Source organism: Xanthomonas nasturtii (assembly GCF_023337365.3).
Classification (GTDB): domain Bacteria; phylum Pseudomonadota; class Gammaproteobacteria; order Xanthomonadales; family Xanthomonadaceae; genus Xanthomonas; species Xanthomonas nasturtii.
In genome coordinates, this window is the sequence record NZ_CP142084.2 from 1,571,397 (window position 1) to 1,587,999 (window position 16,603).

Consider the following 16,603-nt stretch of genomic DNA (forward strand, 5'->3'; position numbering starts at 1 on the left):
AACTCTCCAGGCAACTCAGGACGAAGGGGGAAGCGGAAAGAACGCGCTGGTGCTGCGCTGATACTGGGCGTAATCCTCGCCACGCGAGCGCAGCGCCTGCTGCTCGGTGTAAGGAATACCGGTGAAGCGATACAGGAACACGAACATCACCACCGGCCCGAGCGCGCATAGCGCCAGCGGCCACGGGCCGGCACCGACGGCCAGCGCCAGGTAGGCGAACCAGTGCACGAACTCGAAGAAGTAATTGGGGTGGCGCGAATAGCGCCACAGCCCGCTGCGGCAGGTCTTGCCGCGATTGGCCGGGTTGGCCTTGTGCGCCGACAGCTGCCGGTCGGCCAGCGCCTCGCCACCGACCGCGATCAACCACACCACAATCGCGATGGCGCTCCACACGCTCCAGTCGGGATTCGGGTTGCTTGCCGCGGCCAGAAATGGCACGGCAAACAGCACCACCACCACCGCCTGGGCCAGGAAGAAACCGAGGAATTTGCTCTGGCTGCCATTCCAGTGCTCGCGCAACGCGCGGTAGCGGCCATCTTCGTGCGGGTCCCCGAACACGCGTACGCCCAGATGCAGCGCCAGGCGCGCACCCCACACACCGCCGAGCACTGCCACCAGCACGCGCGGCAGCAGCGCACCGTCGGACATCCACGCGCAATACGGCGCAGCCACCGCCAGACAGCTCGCCCACAACACATCGACCAGGCCGGCGTTACCGCTGCGGCGTTGCCACAGCCAGCCGATCAGCATCACCCCACTTGCGAACACGCCCACATGCAGCAGCGGCCAGGCATTCATTGCAATTCTCCGGTGATGTGCTCCGGCAGTGGTCGCGCCAGCCGGCGTGCATACAGCGACAACACGCCGCAGGCCACGCCCCAGCCGATGCCTACGGCAAGCACGGCGTGCAGGTAGGGCGCCTGAAATTCCACCGCGTGCCAGCTGCGTTGCGCCAGCCAATACGAGAACGGCCCGAAGATGGCGCCGAGCACTACCGCCAGCCACGGCCGCTGCATCACCGCGGCCAGCGAATGATTGAGGGTGAGCGCAAAGCCCAGCCACAACGCCAGGATCCACGGCGGTGCCAGCAGGCTGCCCGGCCATGGCGCGGCGTAGCGCACCCAATTGCCTGCGGCGAGCGTGGTGTCCAGCAACAATCCCAGCGATAACGCCGCGGTCATCAACTGCACATCGCCCGGCGCGCGGCGCGACGGCCACAGCTGATACAGCGCGAATACGGCCAGTGCCAGCAGCGCCGGCCAAGTGCGCGCATGTGCAGCGGCACTGACCGCCACCAGCCACAGCACCTGCAGGCCAAGGTAGTTGCCGAGCTGTTTCATGCGTCGGTGGCAAGGCCTGGCACGAACTGCGGCGGGCGTGCGCCGGGCTTGCTCAGCCACAAATGCACATCGCCGATCGAGCGTTCCAGAAAACCGGCTTCGCAATAGGCCAGATAGAACTCCCACATGCGGATGAAGCGTTCGTCGTAGCCCAGCGCACGCACCTGCGGCAACTGCGCCATGAAGCGTTGCCGCCATGCGCGCAAGGTCAGCGCATAGCTGGGGCCGATATCTTCCAGATTGAACAGGCGCAGATCGCTGGCGCGCGCAACCGCGCCGGTCATCGCCGCCACCGAAGGAATGAAGCTGCCCGGGAAGATATGCCGTTTGATGAAGTCCACCGAGTGCAGCGCCTGTTTATAGCGATGGTCTTCGATGGTGATGGCCTGGATCAGCGCCTCGCCATCGTCGGCCAGCAGGCTGCCGACCTTGGCGAAGTACGTGTTCAGATACTGGTGGCCGATCGCTTCGATCATCTCGATCGACACCACGCGGTCGAAGCGGCCTTCCAGATCGCGGTAGTCGCGCAACAACACCGTCACCCGGTCGCTCAGACCGGCTGCGGCGATACGTTGCGTGGCCAGTTCGAACTGCTCGCGCGAGATGGTGGTGGTGGTGACGCGGCAGCCGTGGGCGCGCGCGGCATGCAGCGCGAAACCACCCCAGCCGGTGCCGATCTCCACCACATGGTGGTGCGGGCCCAGGCGCAGTTTCTGGCAGATGCGTTCGAGCTTGCGCGTGGCCGCTCGCTCCAGCGCCGCTTCGCACTGCGCTTCTTCGCCATCGACGAAGATGGCCGACGAATACATTAGGTTTTCATCGAGAAACAGCTTGAACAGCGGGTTGCCCAGATCGTAGTGCGCGGCGATGTTGCGCCGGCTGCCGCTGCGGGTATTGCGCGCGAACGTATGCAGGCTGCGCATGGCCCAGCCGCCCACACGCGCGGTGCCGGTCTCCATCGCATCCAGCCGCTCGCGGTTGCGCAGCAGCAGCCGCATCAAGGCCACCAGGTCATCGCACTGCCACTGCCCATCCATGTACGACTCGCCCGCACCGACGCTGCCGTTCAGCGCAGCCTGGCGATAGAAACCGGGGTCGATCACGCGCAGTTGCATGTGCAGGGCATCGGCGCCGGTGGCCGTGCCCAGCGTGGTGACTGCGCCGGCTTCATGCAGGTGCAGCTGCCCGTCGCGCAGCTCGCCGAGCGTGGCCAGCAGGCGCTTGCGCAGCAGGCGGTCCGTCCAGGAGGCCGTGCGCGGCGTAGCGTGATCGGGCAGGGACGTAGCGCTCATCGGGGTTCTCGCACAGGCGGGTGAGGGTGGTCGTGGACCGGGTTGCCGCGTAACCACAGGCGCAAGGCCTGCCAGTGAATGGCGATCACCACCCAGACCGTCATCAACGGATAGGCCAGCAAGGTGCGCGCCAGGTTGCGCCCGGTGAGCGGTTGGCGTTGCAGCACCAGGGTGGCGTCGAAGCGGCGCGTGCCGCTGTTGTCGATTGCTCCGCCGGCGTCGTCGCCACTTGCGTCCAGCACATCCATGTGTACGCGCAACTGCGCATCCGGCACGCTGAAGCGCCAGTCGTAGCGGTGCTGCATGCCCATGAACGGCGAGACGTGGAAGCGCTTGTCGAAGCGCCATGCGTGCACATCGCGGTGCGTGCGCGCCTGCGCCACCGGCAGCACATAGGTATGGCGCTGCTGCCAGGGCGTGTTGGTGATTTCCGCCACGATCCAGCGCAGGCCGTCGTGGCGATCGAAGCAGTAGTAGAAGCTGACCGGGTTGAACACGTGGCCGAAGTAGCGCAGATGGGTCAATAGCCGAATCGCACCCTCCGGGCGCTCGCCGGTGTGCGCCTGCACGCAATCGCGTACCGCCTGATCCAACGGAACCTGCGCATCGCCCAGGTAATCGCTACGCCGGAACTGCGCCAGGTTGGCGCGCCCCACCGACCATAACCAACGCTGTGCGAATACCTGATCCAGCTCGGACAGGTCCAGGTACATCAGGAACAGGCGATAGCGGAAATGCAGCGCCTTGGGCAGGAATCGGCGATGCCGCACCCAGCCGGTGTAGATCGCGCTGCGCAACGGAGCCGCCACGCGGCCGGCACCGCTGCCCTCGGTGGGAGGCAACGGCACTTCGTCGGTGTGGGCTTCGCGCAACAGCTGCATTACCAGTGCACCCCCAGGCCATGCGCAACGTCCACGCCGCTGCGCAGGCCGTCTTCGTGAAAGCCGAAGCCCCACGCCGCGCCGGCAAACCAGGTGTGCTGCACGCCCTGGATTTCGGCCTTGCGCGTCTGCGCAGCCAGTGCGGCCGCGTTCTGTACCGGGTGGCGATAGCGCATGCGCCGCAGCACTTTACCGGGGTCGATATCGTGGTCGCGGTTGAGGCTGACGATGAACGGCTGCGGCGAAGCGATCGACTGCAATGCGTTCATCCAGTAACTCACCGTGCACGCCGCGTTCGGGTCTGCCGGCACGTGCGCGTTCCATGCGGCCCAGGCGCGCTTGTCGCGCGGCAGCACGCTGGCGTCGGTATGCAGCACGGTGTCGTTGTCCTGGTAGGTAATGCCGCCAAGGATCTGCTGTTCGGCCGGCGTGGCATCGCTGAGCAAAGCCAGCGCATCGTCGGCATGGCAGGCCAGCACCACATGGTCGAAATGTTCTTCGCCACGCAACGAGCTCAGGGTCACGCCGTTGGGCGCGCGGCGGATCGAGTGCACCGGCGTGGACAGGCGTTCGATCACCTGCCAACGCCGCCGCAGCGCACGCACATAGCTGTTGGATCCGCCACGCACCACCTGCCACTGCGGGCGGCCGCTGAGTTGCAGCATGTGGTGATTGGCCATGAAGCCGATCAGCTGGCCCATCGGGAATTCGAGAATGGTCTGCGAGGGCGACGACCACAGCGCCGAGGCCATCGGTACCAGATGCTGGTCGCGAAACGCCTCCGAATAGCCGTGCCGCTGCAGGTAGGCGCCCAGCGTGCTGAAGCGCTCATCGCTGTGCAGCACCGCCGGTGCCTGGCGATAGAAGCGGCGCAGGTCGGCCAGCATGCCCCAGAAGCGCGGGCTGAGCAGATTTCGCGGCTGGCAGAACAAGCCGCTCAGGCTGCCGGCGTTGTATTCCAGCCCGCTGCGCGCATCGTGCACCGAAAAGCTCATCGTGGTTGGCTGCGCACACACGTCCAGCTCGGCAAACATGCGCGTGAGCAGCGGATAGTGCTGCGGGTTGAACACGATGAAGCCGCTGTCCACCGCGTAACGCTGGCCCTCCAGCTGGATGTCGTGGGTATGCGTGTGCCCGCCCAGGTAATCCGACGCTTCGAACAAGGTCACTTCATAGCGCCGCGACAACAGCCACGCCGCGCCGAGGCCGGCGATTCCGCTGCCGACCACGGCAATCCTGCCTTCGCTCATTGCCTCACCCGCTCGGCACGCTGGGTGAGCATCTTCGGCATCGGCTTGAGATCCCACACCAGCCCCACCCACGACATTACGGTGAGCCCGTACCAGGTCATGTCGTATTCCCACCAGCGCAGGCCCTGGCGCGCGGAGCCGGGGAAGAAATGGTGATTGTTGTGCCAGCCTTCGCCGAAGGTGAGCAGCGCCAGCAGCCAGTTGTTGCGGCTATCGTCGCGCGTGTCGAAACGCCGGCTGCCGAAGCGATGGGCGAGCGAGTTGATGGTGAAGGTGGCATGGAATAACGCCACGGTGGAAATCACAAAGCCCCACACCAGCAATTGCGCGCCATTGGTTTTCAAGGCCGGTGCCGCATCGGCCAGCCAGTCGCCGAGCAGGTACAGGCCCAGCGCCAGCAGCACCGGCATCACGATGTCGAAGCGGTCCAGAAAGCGCAGTTCGGCAAAGCGGCGCAGGTCGGGAATCACCTCCCAATCGGTGCGGAAATTACGCGGTGTCAGGAACCAGCCTGTGTGGCTCCACCAGAAGCCGTGCTGCGCCGGCGAATGCGGGTCGCGGCCGGTGTCGGTATGCCGATGATGGTTGCGGTGATGCGCCGCCCACCACAACGGCCCACGCTGCACGCAGGTGGCTCCGATTGCAGCGAACACGAACTGCAGCACCCGCGAGGTCTTGAACGCGCGGTGCGAGAAGTAGCGGTGGTAAAACCCGGTGAGCGCGAACATGCGCAGCGCGTACAGCGCCACCGCCATGCCCACCGCAAACCACGACGCACCCACCCAGAACACCGCCAGGCAGGCCAGGTGCAAGGCAATGAAGGGCAACGCACGCAGCCAGTCGATGCGGTCGGCGCGCGCTTCGTCCAGGGGCTCGTCGGTTTGCGAATCCACCCAGCGACGCAGGCTGCCGATACGGGCTGCCACACCGCCACGCGGTGGCGCGGTGGCGGGCTGAGGCGTTGCGGCGTGAGGGTCGAGTCCAGTGCTCGGCACGCGTGATTCTCCGTGTGTAGTCGTGGCCTTTTACGGACGCTGCCGGCAAACAGATGCACCAGGCCGCTTGATCGTCGCATGCATGGGCGGGGTTCGCTTGTCGTGGCGAATGAATCGCGCAGTTGCGCACACATTGCCTGCGCCAGCTGACGCTGACGCGGATGAGGCTGATAGCAGGAACGCCGTGCTTGCCAAGCGCTCGCAAGCGCGCTGGGTCAGGGCGCCATCGCCAGCGTGCTGATGCCGCCCTTGGCCACCACGGTGCCGGTGGCAACGCCACCCGGTGCGCCGCCCGGCGGTTCCAGCGTGACGGCGAGGATCGCCTCGTTGCTGAGCATGGGCATCAGCTGATCGGGAATCTGCGCGCGGCGTGCGCGTTGATCGTCGAACGTGCCCATCGAATGCGCCTTGCCATCGGGCGTGATCAGCCACAGCTCCGGCACCTTGTCGGCGGTGGCGGTGCGGTCCAGTGGCGTCACCGTGATGGTGTGCTCGTCGGCATCCATCAGGGCCACGTAACCGGGGCGACCGTCTTCGGTCGCCAGCGTCGAGGTCATGGCGATCCCGGTCGCGGCCGGCGGGTTGGTGGCAGGCGGCGGGGTGGCCGTGGTCTGCACCACCGGGCCGGTTGCCGGTGGCTGCACCGGTGCCTGCGGCGTGCGCAGGTTGAGCAAGGCGAGCACGCATACCGCCGCAGTGGCCAGGCCACCGGCGCTGGCCCAGCGCCAGAACCGCACGCTGTTCCACAACGGCGCGGTGGGTGCGGTGGCGGTAGAAGGCGCTGCAGACGACACCGCGCGCAAGGGCGCATCGAAGCCCAGCGTCTGGCGCACGCGTGCCCACACCTGATCCGGCGGCGTCACTGCTGCGATCTCTTCCAGCAACGGCGCCAGCAATTCCTGCCACTGCAGCACTGCCTGGGCAAACTGGCCGTCGGTGGCAATGCGTTGTTCGGCCGCCAGGCGCTCGTCTGCGCTCAGCAGGCCAAGCACGTATTCGCCGGCAAGCACGTCGCGCGGCGGTTCCTGGTCGATGGGGAAGGGCGTACTCATCGTTCCAGACAGGCCTTGAGTTTGGCCAGACCACGGCGGATCCAGCTTTTGACCGTGCCGATCGGCGTGTCGGTGCGCGCGGCGAGTTCTTCGTAGGTGATGCCTTCGAAAAACGCAGTGCGGATCAACTCGCTACGCGGCGGTTCCAGCTCGGCCAGGCAATGGTCGATGCGCCGGCGCGTGCTGGCGCGCTCTGTGCGCTCCAGCGGTGAGGCGTCGCTGGCGCGCAGTTCGCCGGCATCTTCCAGCGCAACATTGCGACGCTGCGGCGCGTTGGCGCGCAGATGGTCGATCGCCTTGTTGCGCGCGATCATCGCCAGCCAGGTGAGCCCGCGTGCGCGGCTCGGGTCGAACTGCCCGGCCTTGTGCCAGATCAGCGTGAACACGTCCTGCAGCACCTCTTCGGCTTCAGCGCGTTGCGGGATCATGCGCAGGCACACGCCGAACAGCTTGGGCGAGGTCTGCCGGTACAGCGCTTCGAAGGCATGCCGGTCGCCGCCCGCGGTTGCGGTCAGCAGGCGTCCGGTCTCATCGTCGTCGTGGCCAGGAATGGCACTCATGCGGTCGGGCGTTGGGTAAGGTGGGGGCGATGCTACCGGAGTGCGCAGGCGCTGTCTGTCACTTGCGCAGCCACAACAGCACCGCGGCGAGCAACAACAGGATCTCGACACCGGCAAGTGCGACAGTTGGCGCCGAAACCGGCCACAAGCGCGACAGCGAGACGCTGCGGAACAGCACGATCGGCACGTAGAACGCCAGTGCGACCACCAGGCCGGTGCGGGCTTGATCGATCCATGCGAAATAGCCGAACAGGAACGCCATGCCCAACTGCAGGCCGCCGTAGATGACCAGATATTCGGATTGCCCGGCCGGCGAGAGCTGGGTATAGCCCACTGCCGTTGCGGTCTTGGCCGGCGAGAGCGTGCACCACACCGCCAGGGCGAAGTAAAGCACTGCATTGATCCAGAGATAGGCTTTTGCCACGACGGTGCTCCTGTGCGGGGAATGGGTGCCCGGGCCGTTGTACGCAACGGCGCGTGGTCGAACGTGAAGATGGCGCGCGCGCGGCTCACGGGGCGCTGCACGACTTGGTCAGCGGCTGCTCGCGCGCCTGGCGCAACTCGTCGGCGCTGGCGGCGCGCGCAGCGGTGTCCGGAAAGACGATGCGCACGTGCGGGTAGCGGCCACGTTCGTCGCGTAGATTGCCGACCCCGCGGAATTCCAGCAGACGCTTGTCGGCAATCGAATAACGCACCTCCAGCGACGGCACCGCCGCCCCATACCAGGCATCCAGACCAATGCGGAAACGCCGCTGCCCGGCCGTGTCATCCACGCGTTCGACACGGAACGCCAGTTGCTTCTGCAGACTTGGCAACACGAAATCCACCTTTTGCGGTGCGCTGGCCACGGCATCCCACTGCTTGCGCAGATAGGCGTCGAACCCGGCATCGATCACGCGCGCGCCGGCGCTGGGCGGCAGCGTGGTGCGGCGTTCGGGTTTGCCCGGCGCGAGCTGGAACATTTCGCGCAGGCCATCGCGCTGGCGCACCCCTTCGCGGTATCCATCGCGTCCATCGATCAGGCTGAAGTCGGGCGAGGCGCCACCGCCGTCGACCTGCTTGCGCGCGAACGGCCGCCCGTCCACGCAGCGGTACAGCACCAGCCGCCCGCCGTCGTCGAGCAGCCAATGCGACTCGCGATACCGCAATGCGCCACTGTCGCCATCGAAGGCATCGCCATCCACCCGCGTCACTGCCGCGGCACCGAGCGGCAGGCTACCCAGCACCAGCAGCAGCAACGGCGGGTTCGGCCGGCAACGGACGGCGAGCGCGGTGAGGGCAGCGGCTAGTGGGCGCATCGGCAGATCCTCGATGGAAGTGCATACCAATACGGGCACGACCGCAGCATGGATGCGCGGGATGCGTCAGGACGTTCCTGACGTCGAGGTGCGCTGGGTGGCTAACGTAGATGGCCAGGAAGGCGCTGGCGGCAGGCGGTGATGGCACCGATGGGGCCGGCGGCAGCGTTGGGTGCGCCGGCTCGGGTGATCTTGCTGCGCTGCGCCACGGTAGTGGCCGCGCAGGCGTCCACGGATTGCGCTATCGCTTTTGAATGCCGCGCTTAACCGACTGCGTGCAGCTCGATGCAATCGACCGGGCAGGCCGGCAGACACAGTTCGCAACCGGTGCACAGCGGCGCGATCACCGTGTGCATATGCTTGGCGCCGCCGACGATCGCATCCACCGGGCAGGCCTGGATGCACTTGGTGCAGCCGATGCAATCGGCTTCCACGATCCAGGCCACCTGCGGCAAGGTGTGGGTGCCGCGCATGCGGTCGTACGGGCGCGCCGGCACCTGCAGTACCTGCGCCAATGCACGTGCACCGGCATCGCCGCCGGGCGGGCAGTGGTCTACGTCTGCAAGCCCATCTGCCATCGCCTGCGCATACGGGCGGCAGCCGTCATACCCGCATTGCCCGCATTGGGTTTGCGGCAGCAGGCGGTCCAGGCGTTCGACCAGATCGAGGGCAGGCGTGGTCATCAGTGCAGCGGATTGCCGCGATACCAGCGCTGCTGCGCTAGCGCGAGCATCGGTCTGTCTTCGCGGCTGTCGCCGTAGGCGTGCACGCAGGCGTATGCAGGCAGGTCGTAACGTGCCGTGATCTGCGCCGCCTTGCGTGGACCGCAATCGCCATCGGCATAGCGCCCGGTCAACACGCCTGCAGCGTGTTCCAGCCGATTGCAGATCAGCGACACCCCGTGCTGCGTACACCACGGTTGCAGATACAGATCCAGCGAGGCCGACACCAGCACCACCTCATGTCCCTGCGCCTGATGCCAGTCGATGCGCTGCATCATCTCGGCACGCAACACGCCCGGGAGTACGGTGCGCGCGTAATCGGCGCCATGCGCGACCATCTCGTCCAGCGCGCGGCCACCGAAGACCAGGCGCGTCACGCGGGCGCGCAAGGCCGCTGCAGACACAATGCCCATGCGATAGCCAAGCACCCAGGGACCGACCTGCCACTTTGCCGTTGCCACCTGCGCCGGAGTCGCCACCTTGCGCAGAAAGCGCGCGTAGGTGTCGCAGGTGGTGATGGTGTGGTCGAAATCGAACAGGGCCAGGTGCATGGGGGCTGGGATTGGGGATTGGGGATTCGTGGGAGTTGGGGCGAGAGTCGGTTCGGCAGCGAGAGTCGGGAGCGAGAGTCGGGAGCGAGAGTCGGGAGCGAGAGTCGGGGAGGGCGCTGTATTTCTCGGGCCAATCCGTTTTTTCCCTTCTCCCTGTGGGAGAAGGTGCCCCGCGGGGGCGGATGAGGGTACGGGCGAAGCCACGTGCAGTTGCACGTCCACGCGTGGCTTCGCCCCGTACCCTCACCCCAACCCCTCTCCCGCAGGAGAGGGGCCTAGCCTCTTGCTTCTCCCACCGGGAGAAGGTGCCCCGCAGGGGCGGATGAGGGTACGGGCGAAGCACTCGTGTCAGGTCTCCCTCAACAATCAGGTCTTGCTTTTACGAATCCCCAATCCTGCCTCACCGCACCGGCATTCCCGGCTGCGCGCCGCTATCGGCATCCAGCAGCGCCAGTGCGCCACCGTCGAAGCCGGCCGACAGGATCATGCCTTCGCTGATGCCGAAGCGCATCTTGCGCGGGGCCAGGTTGGCGATGAACACCACGCTGCGGCCGACCAGCGTTTCCGGTTCGCCGTAGCTGGCGCGGATGCCCGAGAAGATCTGGCGCTTGCCCAGCTCGCCGGCGTCCAGTTCGAAGCGCAGCAGCTTGTCCGAGCCTTCCACGAACTCGCAGGCCAGCACCTTGCCGATGCGCAGGTCGAGCTTGGCGAAATCGTCGATGCCAATAAGACCTGCACTCGAGACGGAGGCGAGGGGATTGGCCGGCGCAGCCGCTTTTGCATCGGTTTTTGCCGCCTTTGCAGCGTTGGCAGTGGTTACAGCCGGTGCGGCAGGCGCGGCGAGGGTGTCTTTGGAAGCGTCGGTCATGGCGTCGATCAGTTTGGGGTCGATACGGGTGAACAGGGCGGTGTAGGGCTGGATCGTGTGCGAGGTCAGTGGGCGGGTCACATCTTCCCAACTGGTCATCGGCGCAGACAAAAACGCCTCGGCCTCGGCGCAGGTGCGCGGCAGGATCGGCTTGAGCGCAGCCACCAGGATGCGGAACAGATTCAGCCCCTGCGTGCACACCGATTGCAGCTGCGCATCGGCGCCGTCCTGCTTGGCGATCACCCACGGCTTGCTGTCGTCGATGTACTTGTTGGCCTCGTCGGCCAGCGCCATGGTCTGACGGATCGCACTGGCGGCATCGTTACGTTCGTAAGCCTCGCGGATCGGCGCCAGTGCGGCGACGAAGCGGTCGTACTGCGCAGCATCGGGTAACGACTCGGCCAGCTTGCCGTCGAAGCGCTTGCCGATGAAGCCGGCGCAGCGGCTGGCCAGGTTGACGAACTTGCCGACCAGATCCGCGTTCACCCGCGTTACGAAGTCGCCCAGGTTGAGGTCCAGGTCGTCCACGCCGCCGGAGGATTTGGCCGCGAAGTAATAACGCAGCGCTTCCGGCTCCAGGCCGACATCCAGGAAGGTCCGCGCCATCACGAAGGTGCCGCGCGATTTGGACATCTTGGCGCCATCGACCATCAAATAGCCGTTGACGTGCAGCCGCGTCGGCGCGCGATGGCCGGTGCCGTGCAACACCGCTGGCCAGAAAAGGCCGTGGAAATTGACGATGTCCTTGCCGATGAAGTGATGCAGCTCGGTTTGCGTACCGGCGACCAGGTGCGATTCAAAATCTTCGCCCATCTGCGCGCACAGCGTCTTGAAGCTGCACAGATAGCCGATCGGCGCATCCAGCCAGACGTAGAAATACTTGCCCGGCTGGCCGGGAATCTGGAAGCCGAAATACGGTGCATCGCGCGAGATGTCCCACGCGCGCAGGCCGCCTTCGGTGTCCAGCCATTCTTTGAGCTTGGCCTTGACGCCGGGCAGCGCGACATCGCCGGCCAGCCACTCACGCAGGAAGCCGTCGAAATGGCCCACCTCGAAGAAGAAATGCTCCGAATCGCGCAGCTCCGGGGTTGCGCCGGAAATCACCGACTTGGGCTCTTTCAGCTCGGTCGGCGCATAGGTCGCACCGCACACTTCGCAGTTGTCGCCGTACTGGTCGGCGCTGCCGCAGTTGGGGCAGATACCCTTGATGTAGCGGTCCGGCAGGAACATGCCCTTGGCCGGGTCGTAGAACTGCGCCACCGAGCGACGGCTGATATGGCCGGCGGCTTCCAGCTTGGCGTAAAAGGCTTCGGTAAGCTCGCGGTTGACCGGCGAATTGGTCGAGTCGTAATGGTCGAAGGTCACCCCGAACGCGGAGAAATCGCGCTCGTGGCTGGCCTGGATGCTGGCGATGAAGGCTTCCGGGGTCACGCCGGCCTTTTCGGCGGCCAGCATGATCGGTGTGCCATGGGTGTCGTCGGCGCAGACGAACCAGGTCTTGTCGCCGCGCAACCGGCGCGCGCGCACCCAGATATCGGCCTGGATATAGCCGACCAGATGGCCAAGATGCAGCGGGCCGTTGGCGTACGGCAGGGCAGTGGTGACGAGTGCGGTGCGGGTCATGGCAGGCGTGATGCGGGGGACACGCGATTATCGCACGGCTGTGCCAGCTGCCCGCCAACGTCCCGGGGCACGGCTGCAGTGCCGGCGACCGGACCCCTTTACCAGGCCCGGTCGCCGGCAGCCCTGAGAACCTGTTCACGATCTTCGCAGATCAGTGCAGACTATGCGGATGCGCCAAAAGACCTATCCGAGTGACATGAGCCGGGAGCAGTTCGCACACGTGCTGCCGATCCTGGAACAAGCGCGCAAGCGCACCAAGCCACGCCGTGTGGATTTATATGAGGTGTGGTGCGCAGTGTTGTACGTGCTGCGAACCGGTTGCCAATGGCGAGCGCTACCCAGCGACTTTCCGAAGTGGCGGACCGTGCACTCGTACTTTGCCAAGTGGAGCGAGTGCGACGATGAGGGGGTGAGCCTGCTGGAGCGGGCGCTCAAAAAATCAGGTTGGCGTGGCCCGCGTGAGACAGGGGCGCAACGCTTGCACCAGGTTCTTGATCGTGGACGCGCAGAGCGTCAAGAACACGGACACAGCTGGGCAAAAGGGGTATGACGCAGGCAAGAAGGTGTCGGGCATCAAACGGCATATCGCTGTTGATAGTCAGGGGTTGCCCCACGCAATCGCGGTGACGACGGCGGAGGTGACCGACCGCAAAGGTGCGCTGCAGGCGTTGGAGCGCTGTCAGTCAAACCTGACGCTTGTACAAAGCTTACTGTGCGACGGCGGTTACACCGGAGTACCGTTTGCCAGCGGCGCGCGAGAGATTTTAGGCGAGCAGCTCACGGTGCAGATTGCCAAGCGCAGCGAACTGCACACCTTCAAGGTCATGCCCAAGCGATGGATTGTCGAGCGTAGTTTTGCTTGGCTGGAGAAGAACCGAAGGCTATGGAAGAACTGCGAGCGCAAACTCAACACCAGCCTGCAGTTCATCCATTTGGCCTTCTTGGCACTGTTACTCAGAAGATTGTGAACAGGTTCTTAGAACCGGTGGTTCAGGGTCAGCATGTAGCGACGGCCCAGCCCGTCATAGACGAAGGGGAACGCCGCCAGCTTGTCGGTCACGTTCAATGCCGCCAGGTTGAGGCTGGTGTGGCTGTCGAGCGCATAGCCCACATTGGCGTCGTAGGACGTAAAGCTGGGGATGCCTGCAAAGTCGCGTGTCTCGACCGTGTTGTTGAGGTCATACACCGCGCCGCTGGTGTAGTTGGCGCTCAGGCCGAGATTCCAGTGCGTGCTCATGTAGCGCGCATTCCACTGGAATTGCCGCTTCGAGGTGTTGATCTCGCCAACCGCTTCGTCGGGCGGAACATCCTGTGCCGGCGCGCTTTCCAGGGTTTTGGGGAAGTAGCCGTAGAAACCCAGATCCACCACACCACTGCCCCAGTTCATGTCGGCCAGATCAAACCGATAGTTCACCTCGGCAGTCCAACCGCGGAAGTTGGTGTACGGGCCGTTGGTATAGCTGGTGCGGATACTGTTGGCGACACCGGTTTGCGGGTTTCGCGTGATCAGGCTGCAGAAGCTGTTGGCATTGGGCACATCGTTGACGTTGAAGGTATCGCTATCGAAGCAGCCTGAGGCGATGTCCGCTTCGGTCAGCGTGGTAATCGAGTTGGTGATCTGGATGTCGTACCAGTCCGCTGCGATACGCAGGCCCTTGATCCATTCCGGCTGCAGCACGATGCCGGCCGTCCACGATTCCGCCTGCTCGTTCTGCAGGCGCGTATTGCCACTGACCGACCCAAGCTGGCTGCTGGGTGCCTCTTCAAACGATGCCGGGTCGACGTTGCTGTAATAGTCGAAGAAGGCCTGGCAGTTGCGTGCCCGCACGTCCGGGCGGGGACCGCTGCCGATCTGTGCTGCGCTGCACGGCTCGGGGATGAAGTAGAACGCCGGTTGCTGGCTGGTGTAGAGCTCGGCGATGGACGGTGCGCGGAACGAGCGGGTCTTGTTGCCGCGCAGCTGCACGCCGGCAACGGGCTCGTATTGCAGCCCGTAGGTGTAGGCACTGAACCACCCGTTGACAGTGTTTTCAACCCGACGGATCTTGCCGGTTACATCCAGCCGGTGCAGGCCAGGAATATTGGCGTCCGGATTGACCAAGGGCGCAAAAATCTCGCCGAAATACTCGTTGGTGGTGTACTCGCCGGAGGCCGGCTGGATCGGAACCGAGCGCCCCTGACCCAGGCGTTCGAACTCGCTGGGCGTGAAGCTGCCCTGTTCCTTGCGGCGCTCGTAGCCGGTATTGAAACGCAGTTCGCCGCCTGGCAGGTCCAGCAGCGCGCCGGTGATATTGGCGTTGAACACGGTCTGCTTCATTTGCGCTTCTGCATGCGTCGGCGTGGTGACGTAACCGCGTGCGGCCGATGAGGCGACACCTTCGCCGAAGATGTTCAATGGAACGCACGCCGGGTCGGCGGTGGTCCCGGCAGCCGTACTGTCGCAGACGATCTGGCCTGCACCGTTACGGGTGACGTTGAGCGCATTGATGAAGTTCTGCTGGATCAGTCCGGTGCCGTAATAATCGAAGTTGCCTTCGCCGTGATTGACGCTCGCCTCCCAGGTGAAGTTGCGACCTGCCGCATCGAACGCACCTTGCAGGCCGAAGACCGCGCGCCACAGGTTGGTGTCGGTGCCCGAGTTGTTCAAGGCCAGATCGCGTGAGGAGCGTGAAAGTACAAAGTCTTCTGCACCCAGGTTGCGCAGCACCTGCCGGTTTTGTTCGGTGAGGAACGGGTTGTTGATGTTGAAGTTCAAGGTGCCGCTCTGGTCACCGCTACCGTCGACGGCTCCCACGCCGAAGCCGGCGGCGTTATAGACGTTCTGATCAATCAGTTCGCGTGCAGTCGAAGAGTAGAACGAAGCTTCGAAAAAGCCGGAGACGTGCTCGTTGAAGTCGTAATTGCCGAGGGCAAACACCGACTTGCGATCCAGGTCGGAAATGATCTGGGATGTTTCGGTCAGATCGACGCCGTCACCGCCGGAGGCATCGCTGACTCCGAAATTGGTGCCGGGGTTGTAGCTCACCAGGTTGCCATTGCGATCGAATTGCACGAACTGATCTTCGTTGCCGCCGAATCCGCGCAGCTGCCCGCTGGCATCGCGCACTGTGCCCCCGTCGGCGGGAAACAACAGGCCCCCCCAGGTCATGTCGCTGATACGACGATTGCGGATCAGAACGCGCCCGGGGATGCCGTCGTTTGCGCCGGTATTGAACCCGGTTTGCGGGTTTACCCGGCCGTCGTTGCCAGGCGTCCGGCCCGGCTGAAATGCCGCGATCGCGCTGGCCGACGGGTTGGGGCGGGATGAGTAGCCTTGGCGAAAAAATCTGCGCGCGGTATTGAGGACGCCCTGGCTGTTGTCGGCATCCAATGCGATGGTCACGTTACCGCGGCCGTCGGCAAAATTGCTGCCGAGCAGCGCTGAATAGTTGAAACGCTCGTTGTCGCCGCGGTCGGTGAGGCCATACCCCATGCGCACCTCGGCACCCTGGTAGTTCTTCCTCAGGAGGATGTTGCTGACGCCGGAGATTGCATCCGAGCCGTAGGTCGGAGCGCCGCCCACGCCGATGGTCTCGACCTGATCGATCAGGATCGTCGGGACAACATTGAGATCGACCTGGGTGCCGCCGCCATCGGGACCGAAGACGGTTGGAGGATTGGAGGAAACGAAGCGACGGCCGTTGATCAGGGTCAGTTGGCGATTCGAGCCCAGACCGAAGCGGCCCAGAAAGTTGACGCCCGCACCATAGCCTGATTGGTCGCCTTGCGAGGACGCGCCCGCGCTGAAGCTGGGCTGGATGAACATCGCATCGGCCACATTCGTAAAGCCGAAGCCCTGGATGTACTCGCGGCCAACAACGTTGGCCGGCTCCAACGAATCGAACCCGACACGGGCAATGCGTGAGCCGGTCACCATGACGCTATCGAGCTGCTTTGCCTCTCCCCCGGCACTGGCCTGGTCGGATGCGGGCGTCGTAGGGGCCTCGTCCGTCTGCGCCTGTGCAGTGGTGGCGGCCACCAGTGCAGACATCAGGGCAAGACTCAGCGAGCTGGCGCGTGGCCAACGTGTGCAATTACTCATGGAATGGCTCTCTCCTCTAGCGGGCAGCGGTCATGTCGCAAAGGCATGATCAGCGGATGAATTCCTGGGATATGTTTACCCCTTGTTAAT

Annotated in this window: 15 protein-coding genes; 1 reads left to right on the forward strand and 14 read right to left on the reverse strand. The window is 64.8% G+C overall.

What is annotated here, in order from left to right; all coding sequences use genetic code 11:
- Window positions 1–15: 15 nt before the first annotated feature.
- From M3O59_RS06895 to metG, 13 genes are all read right to left on the reverse strand, one after another.
- Window positions 16–798: a DUF1295 domain-containing protein gene (locus M3O59_RS06895; protein WP_249047089.1), complete on the reverse strand. Its 783-nt coding sequence runs from the start codon at window positions 796–798 to the stop codon at window positions 16–18.
- Window positions 795–1,340 (reverse strand): DUF2878 domain-containing protein, encoded by a 546-nt coding sequence (locus tag M3O59_RS06900; protein ID WP_064631415.1) that lies wholly within the window; start codon window positions 1,338–1,340, stop codon window positions 795–797. Before M3O59_RS06900 ends, M3O59_RS06895 begins: the two co-directional genes overlap by 4 nt.
- Window positions 1,337–2,632, reverse strand: a complete 1,296-nt coding sequence (locus M3O59_RS06905; protein WP_116906398.1) for an SAM-dependent methyltransferase — start codon at window positions 2,630–2,632, stop codon at window positions 1,337–1,339. The genes M3O59_RS06900 and M3O59_RS06905 overlap by 4 nt, the downstream gene beginning before the upstream one ends.
- Window positions 2,629–3,513: a DUF1365 domain-containing protein gene (locus tag M3O59_RS06910; protein ID WP_181920617.1), complete on the reverse strand. Its 885-nt coding sequence runs from the start codon at window positions 3,511–3,513 to the stop codon at window positions 2,629–2,631. The genes M3O59_RS06905 and M3O59_RS06910 overlap by 4 nt, the downstream gene beginning before the upstream one ends.
- Window positions 3,513–4,763, reverse strand: coding sequence for an NAD(P)/FAD-dependent oxidoreductase (locus tag M3O59_RS06915; protein WP_116906396.1), 1,251 nt, complete (start codon window positions 4,761–4,763; stop codon window positions 3,513–3,515). Before M3O59_RS06915 ends, M3O59_RS06910 begins: the two co-directional genes overlap by 1 nt.
- Entirely contained in the window at window positions 4,760–5,758 is a 999-nt protein-coding gene (locus M3O59_RS06920) for an acyl-CoA desaturase (RefSeq protein WP_116906395.1), read from the reverse strand. Before M3O59_RS06920 ends, M3O59_RS06915 begins: the two co-directional genes overlap by 4 nt.
- 215 nt (window positions 5,759–5,973) lie before the next feature.
- The gene (locus M3O59_RS06925) at window positions 5,974–6,810 is read right to left on the reverse strand and encodes an anti-sigma factor (protein WP_181920616.1); all 837 of its coding nucleotides are present in this window, start codon (window positions 6,808–6,810) and stop codon (window positions 5,974–5,976) included.
- Entirely contained in the window at window positions 6,807–7,370 is a 564-nt protein-coding gene (locus M3O59_RS06930) for a sigma-70 family RNA polymerase sigma factor (protein WP_064631426.1), read from the reverse strand. The genes M3O59_RS06925 and M3O59_RS06930 overlap by 4 nt, the downstream gene beginning before the upstream one ends.
- 58 nt (window positions 7,371–7,428) lie before the next feature.
- Entirely contained in the window at window positions 7,429–7,794 is a 366-nt protein-coding gene (locus M3O59_RS06935; RefSeq protein ID WP_064631427.1) for a hypothetical protein, read from the reverse strand.
- An 85-nt stretch (window positions 7,795–7,879) separates the two neighbouring features.
- Window positions 7,880–8,668 carry a hypothetical protein gene (locus M3O59_RS06940; protein WP_116906393.1) on the reverse strand — a complete coding sequence of 263 codons (789 nt, stop codon included), beginning with the start codon at window positions 8,666–8,668 and terminating at the stop codon, window positions 7,880–7,882.
- Between the two features lie 263 nt (window positions 8,669–8,931).
- Entirely contained in the window at window positions 8,932–9,351 is a 420-nt protein-coding gene (gene rnfB / locus M3O59_RS06945) for an Rnf electron transport complex subunit RnfB (RefSeq protein ID WP_116906392.1), read from the reverse strand.
- Entirely contained in the window at window positions 9,351–9,941 is a 591-nt protein-coding gene (locus M3O59_RS06950) for an HAD family hydrolase (RefSeq protein ID WP_116906391.1), read from the reverse strand. The genes rnfB and M3O59_RS06950 overlap by 1 nt, the downstream gene beginning before the upstream one ends.
- 400 nt (window positions 9,942–10,341) lie before the next feature.
- Window positions 10,342–12,432, reverse strand: coding sequence for a methionine--tRNA ligase (gene metG, locus M3O59_RS06955; protein WP_116906390.1), 2,091 nt, complete (start codon window positions 12,430–12,432; stop codon window positions 10,342–10,344).
- 169 nt (window positions 12,433–12,601) lie between these two features.
- Here metG and M3O59_RS06960 point away from each other — a divergent pair.
- A protein-coding gene (locus M3O59_RS06960; protein ID WP_373419007.1) for an IS5 family transposase occupies window positions 12,602–13,400 on the forward strand; the annotation gives its coding sequence in 2 pieces (ribosomal slippage) (window positions 12,602–12,873 and window positions 12,872–13,400; 801 coding nt in all).
- 8 nt (window positions 13,401–13,408) lie between these two features.
- Here M3O59_RS06960 and M3O59_RS06965 read toward each other — a convergent pair.
- Window positions 13,409–16,513: a TonB-dependent receptor domain-containing protein gene (locus M3O59_RS06965; protein ID WP_064631437.1), complete on the reverse strand. Its 3,105-nt coding sequence runs from the start codon at window positions 16,511–16,513 to the stop codon at window positions 13,409–13,411.
- Window positions 16,514–16,603: the final 90 nt, after the last annotated feature.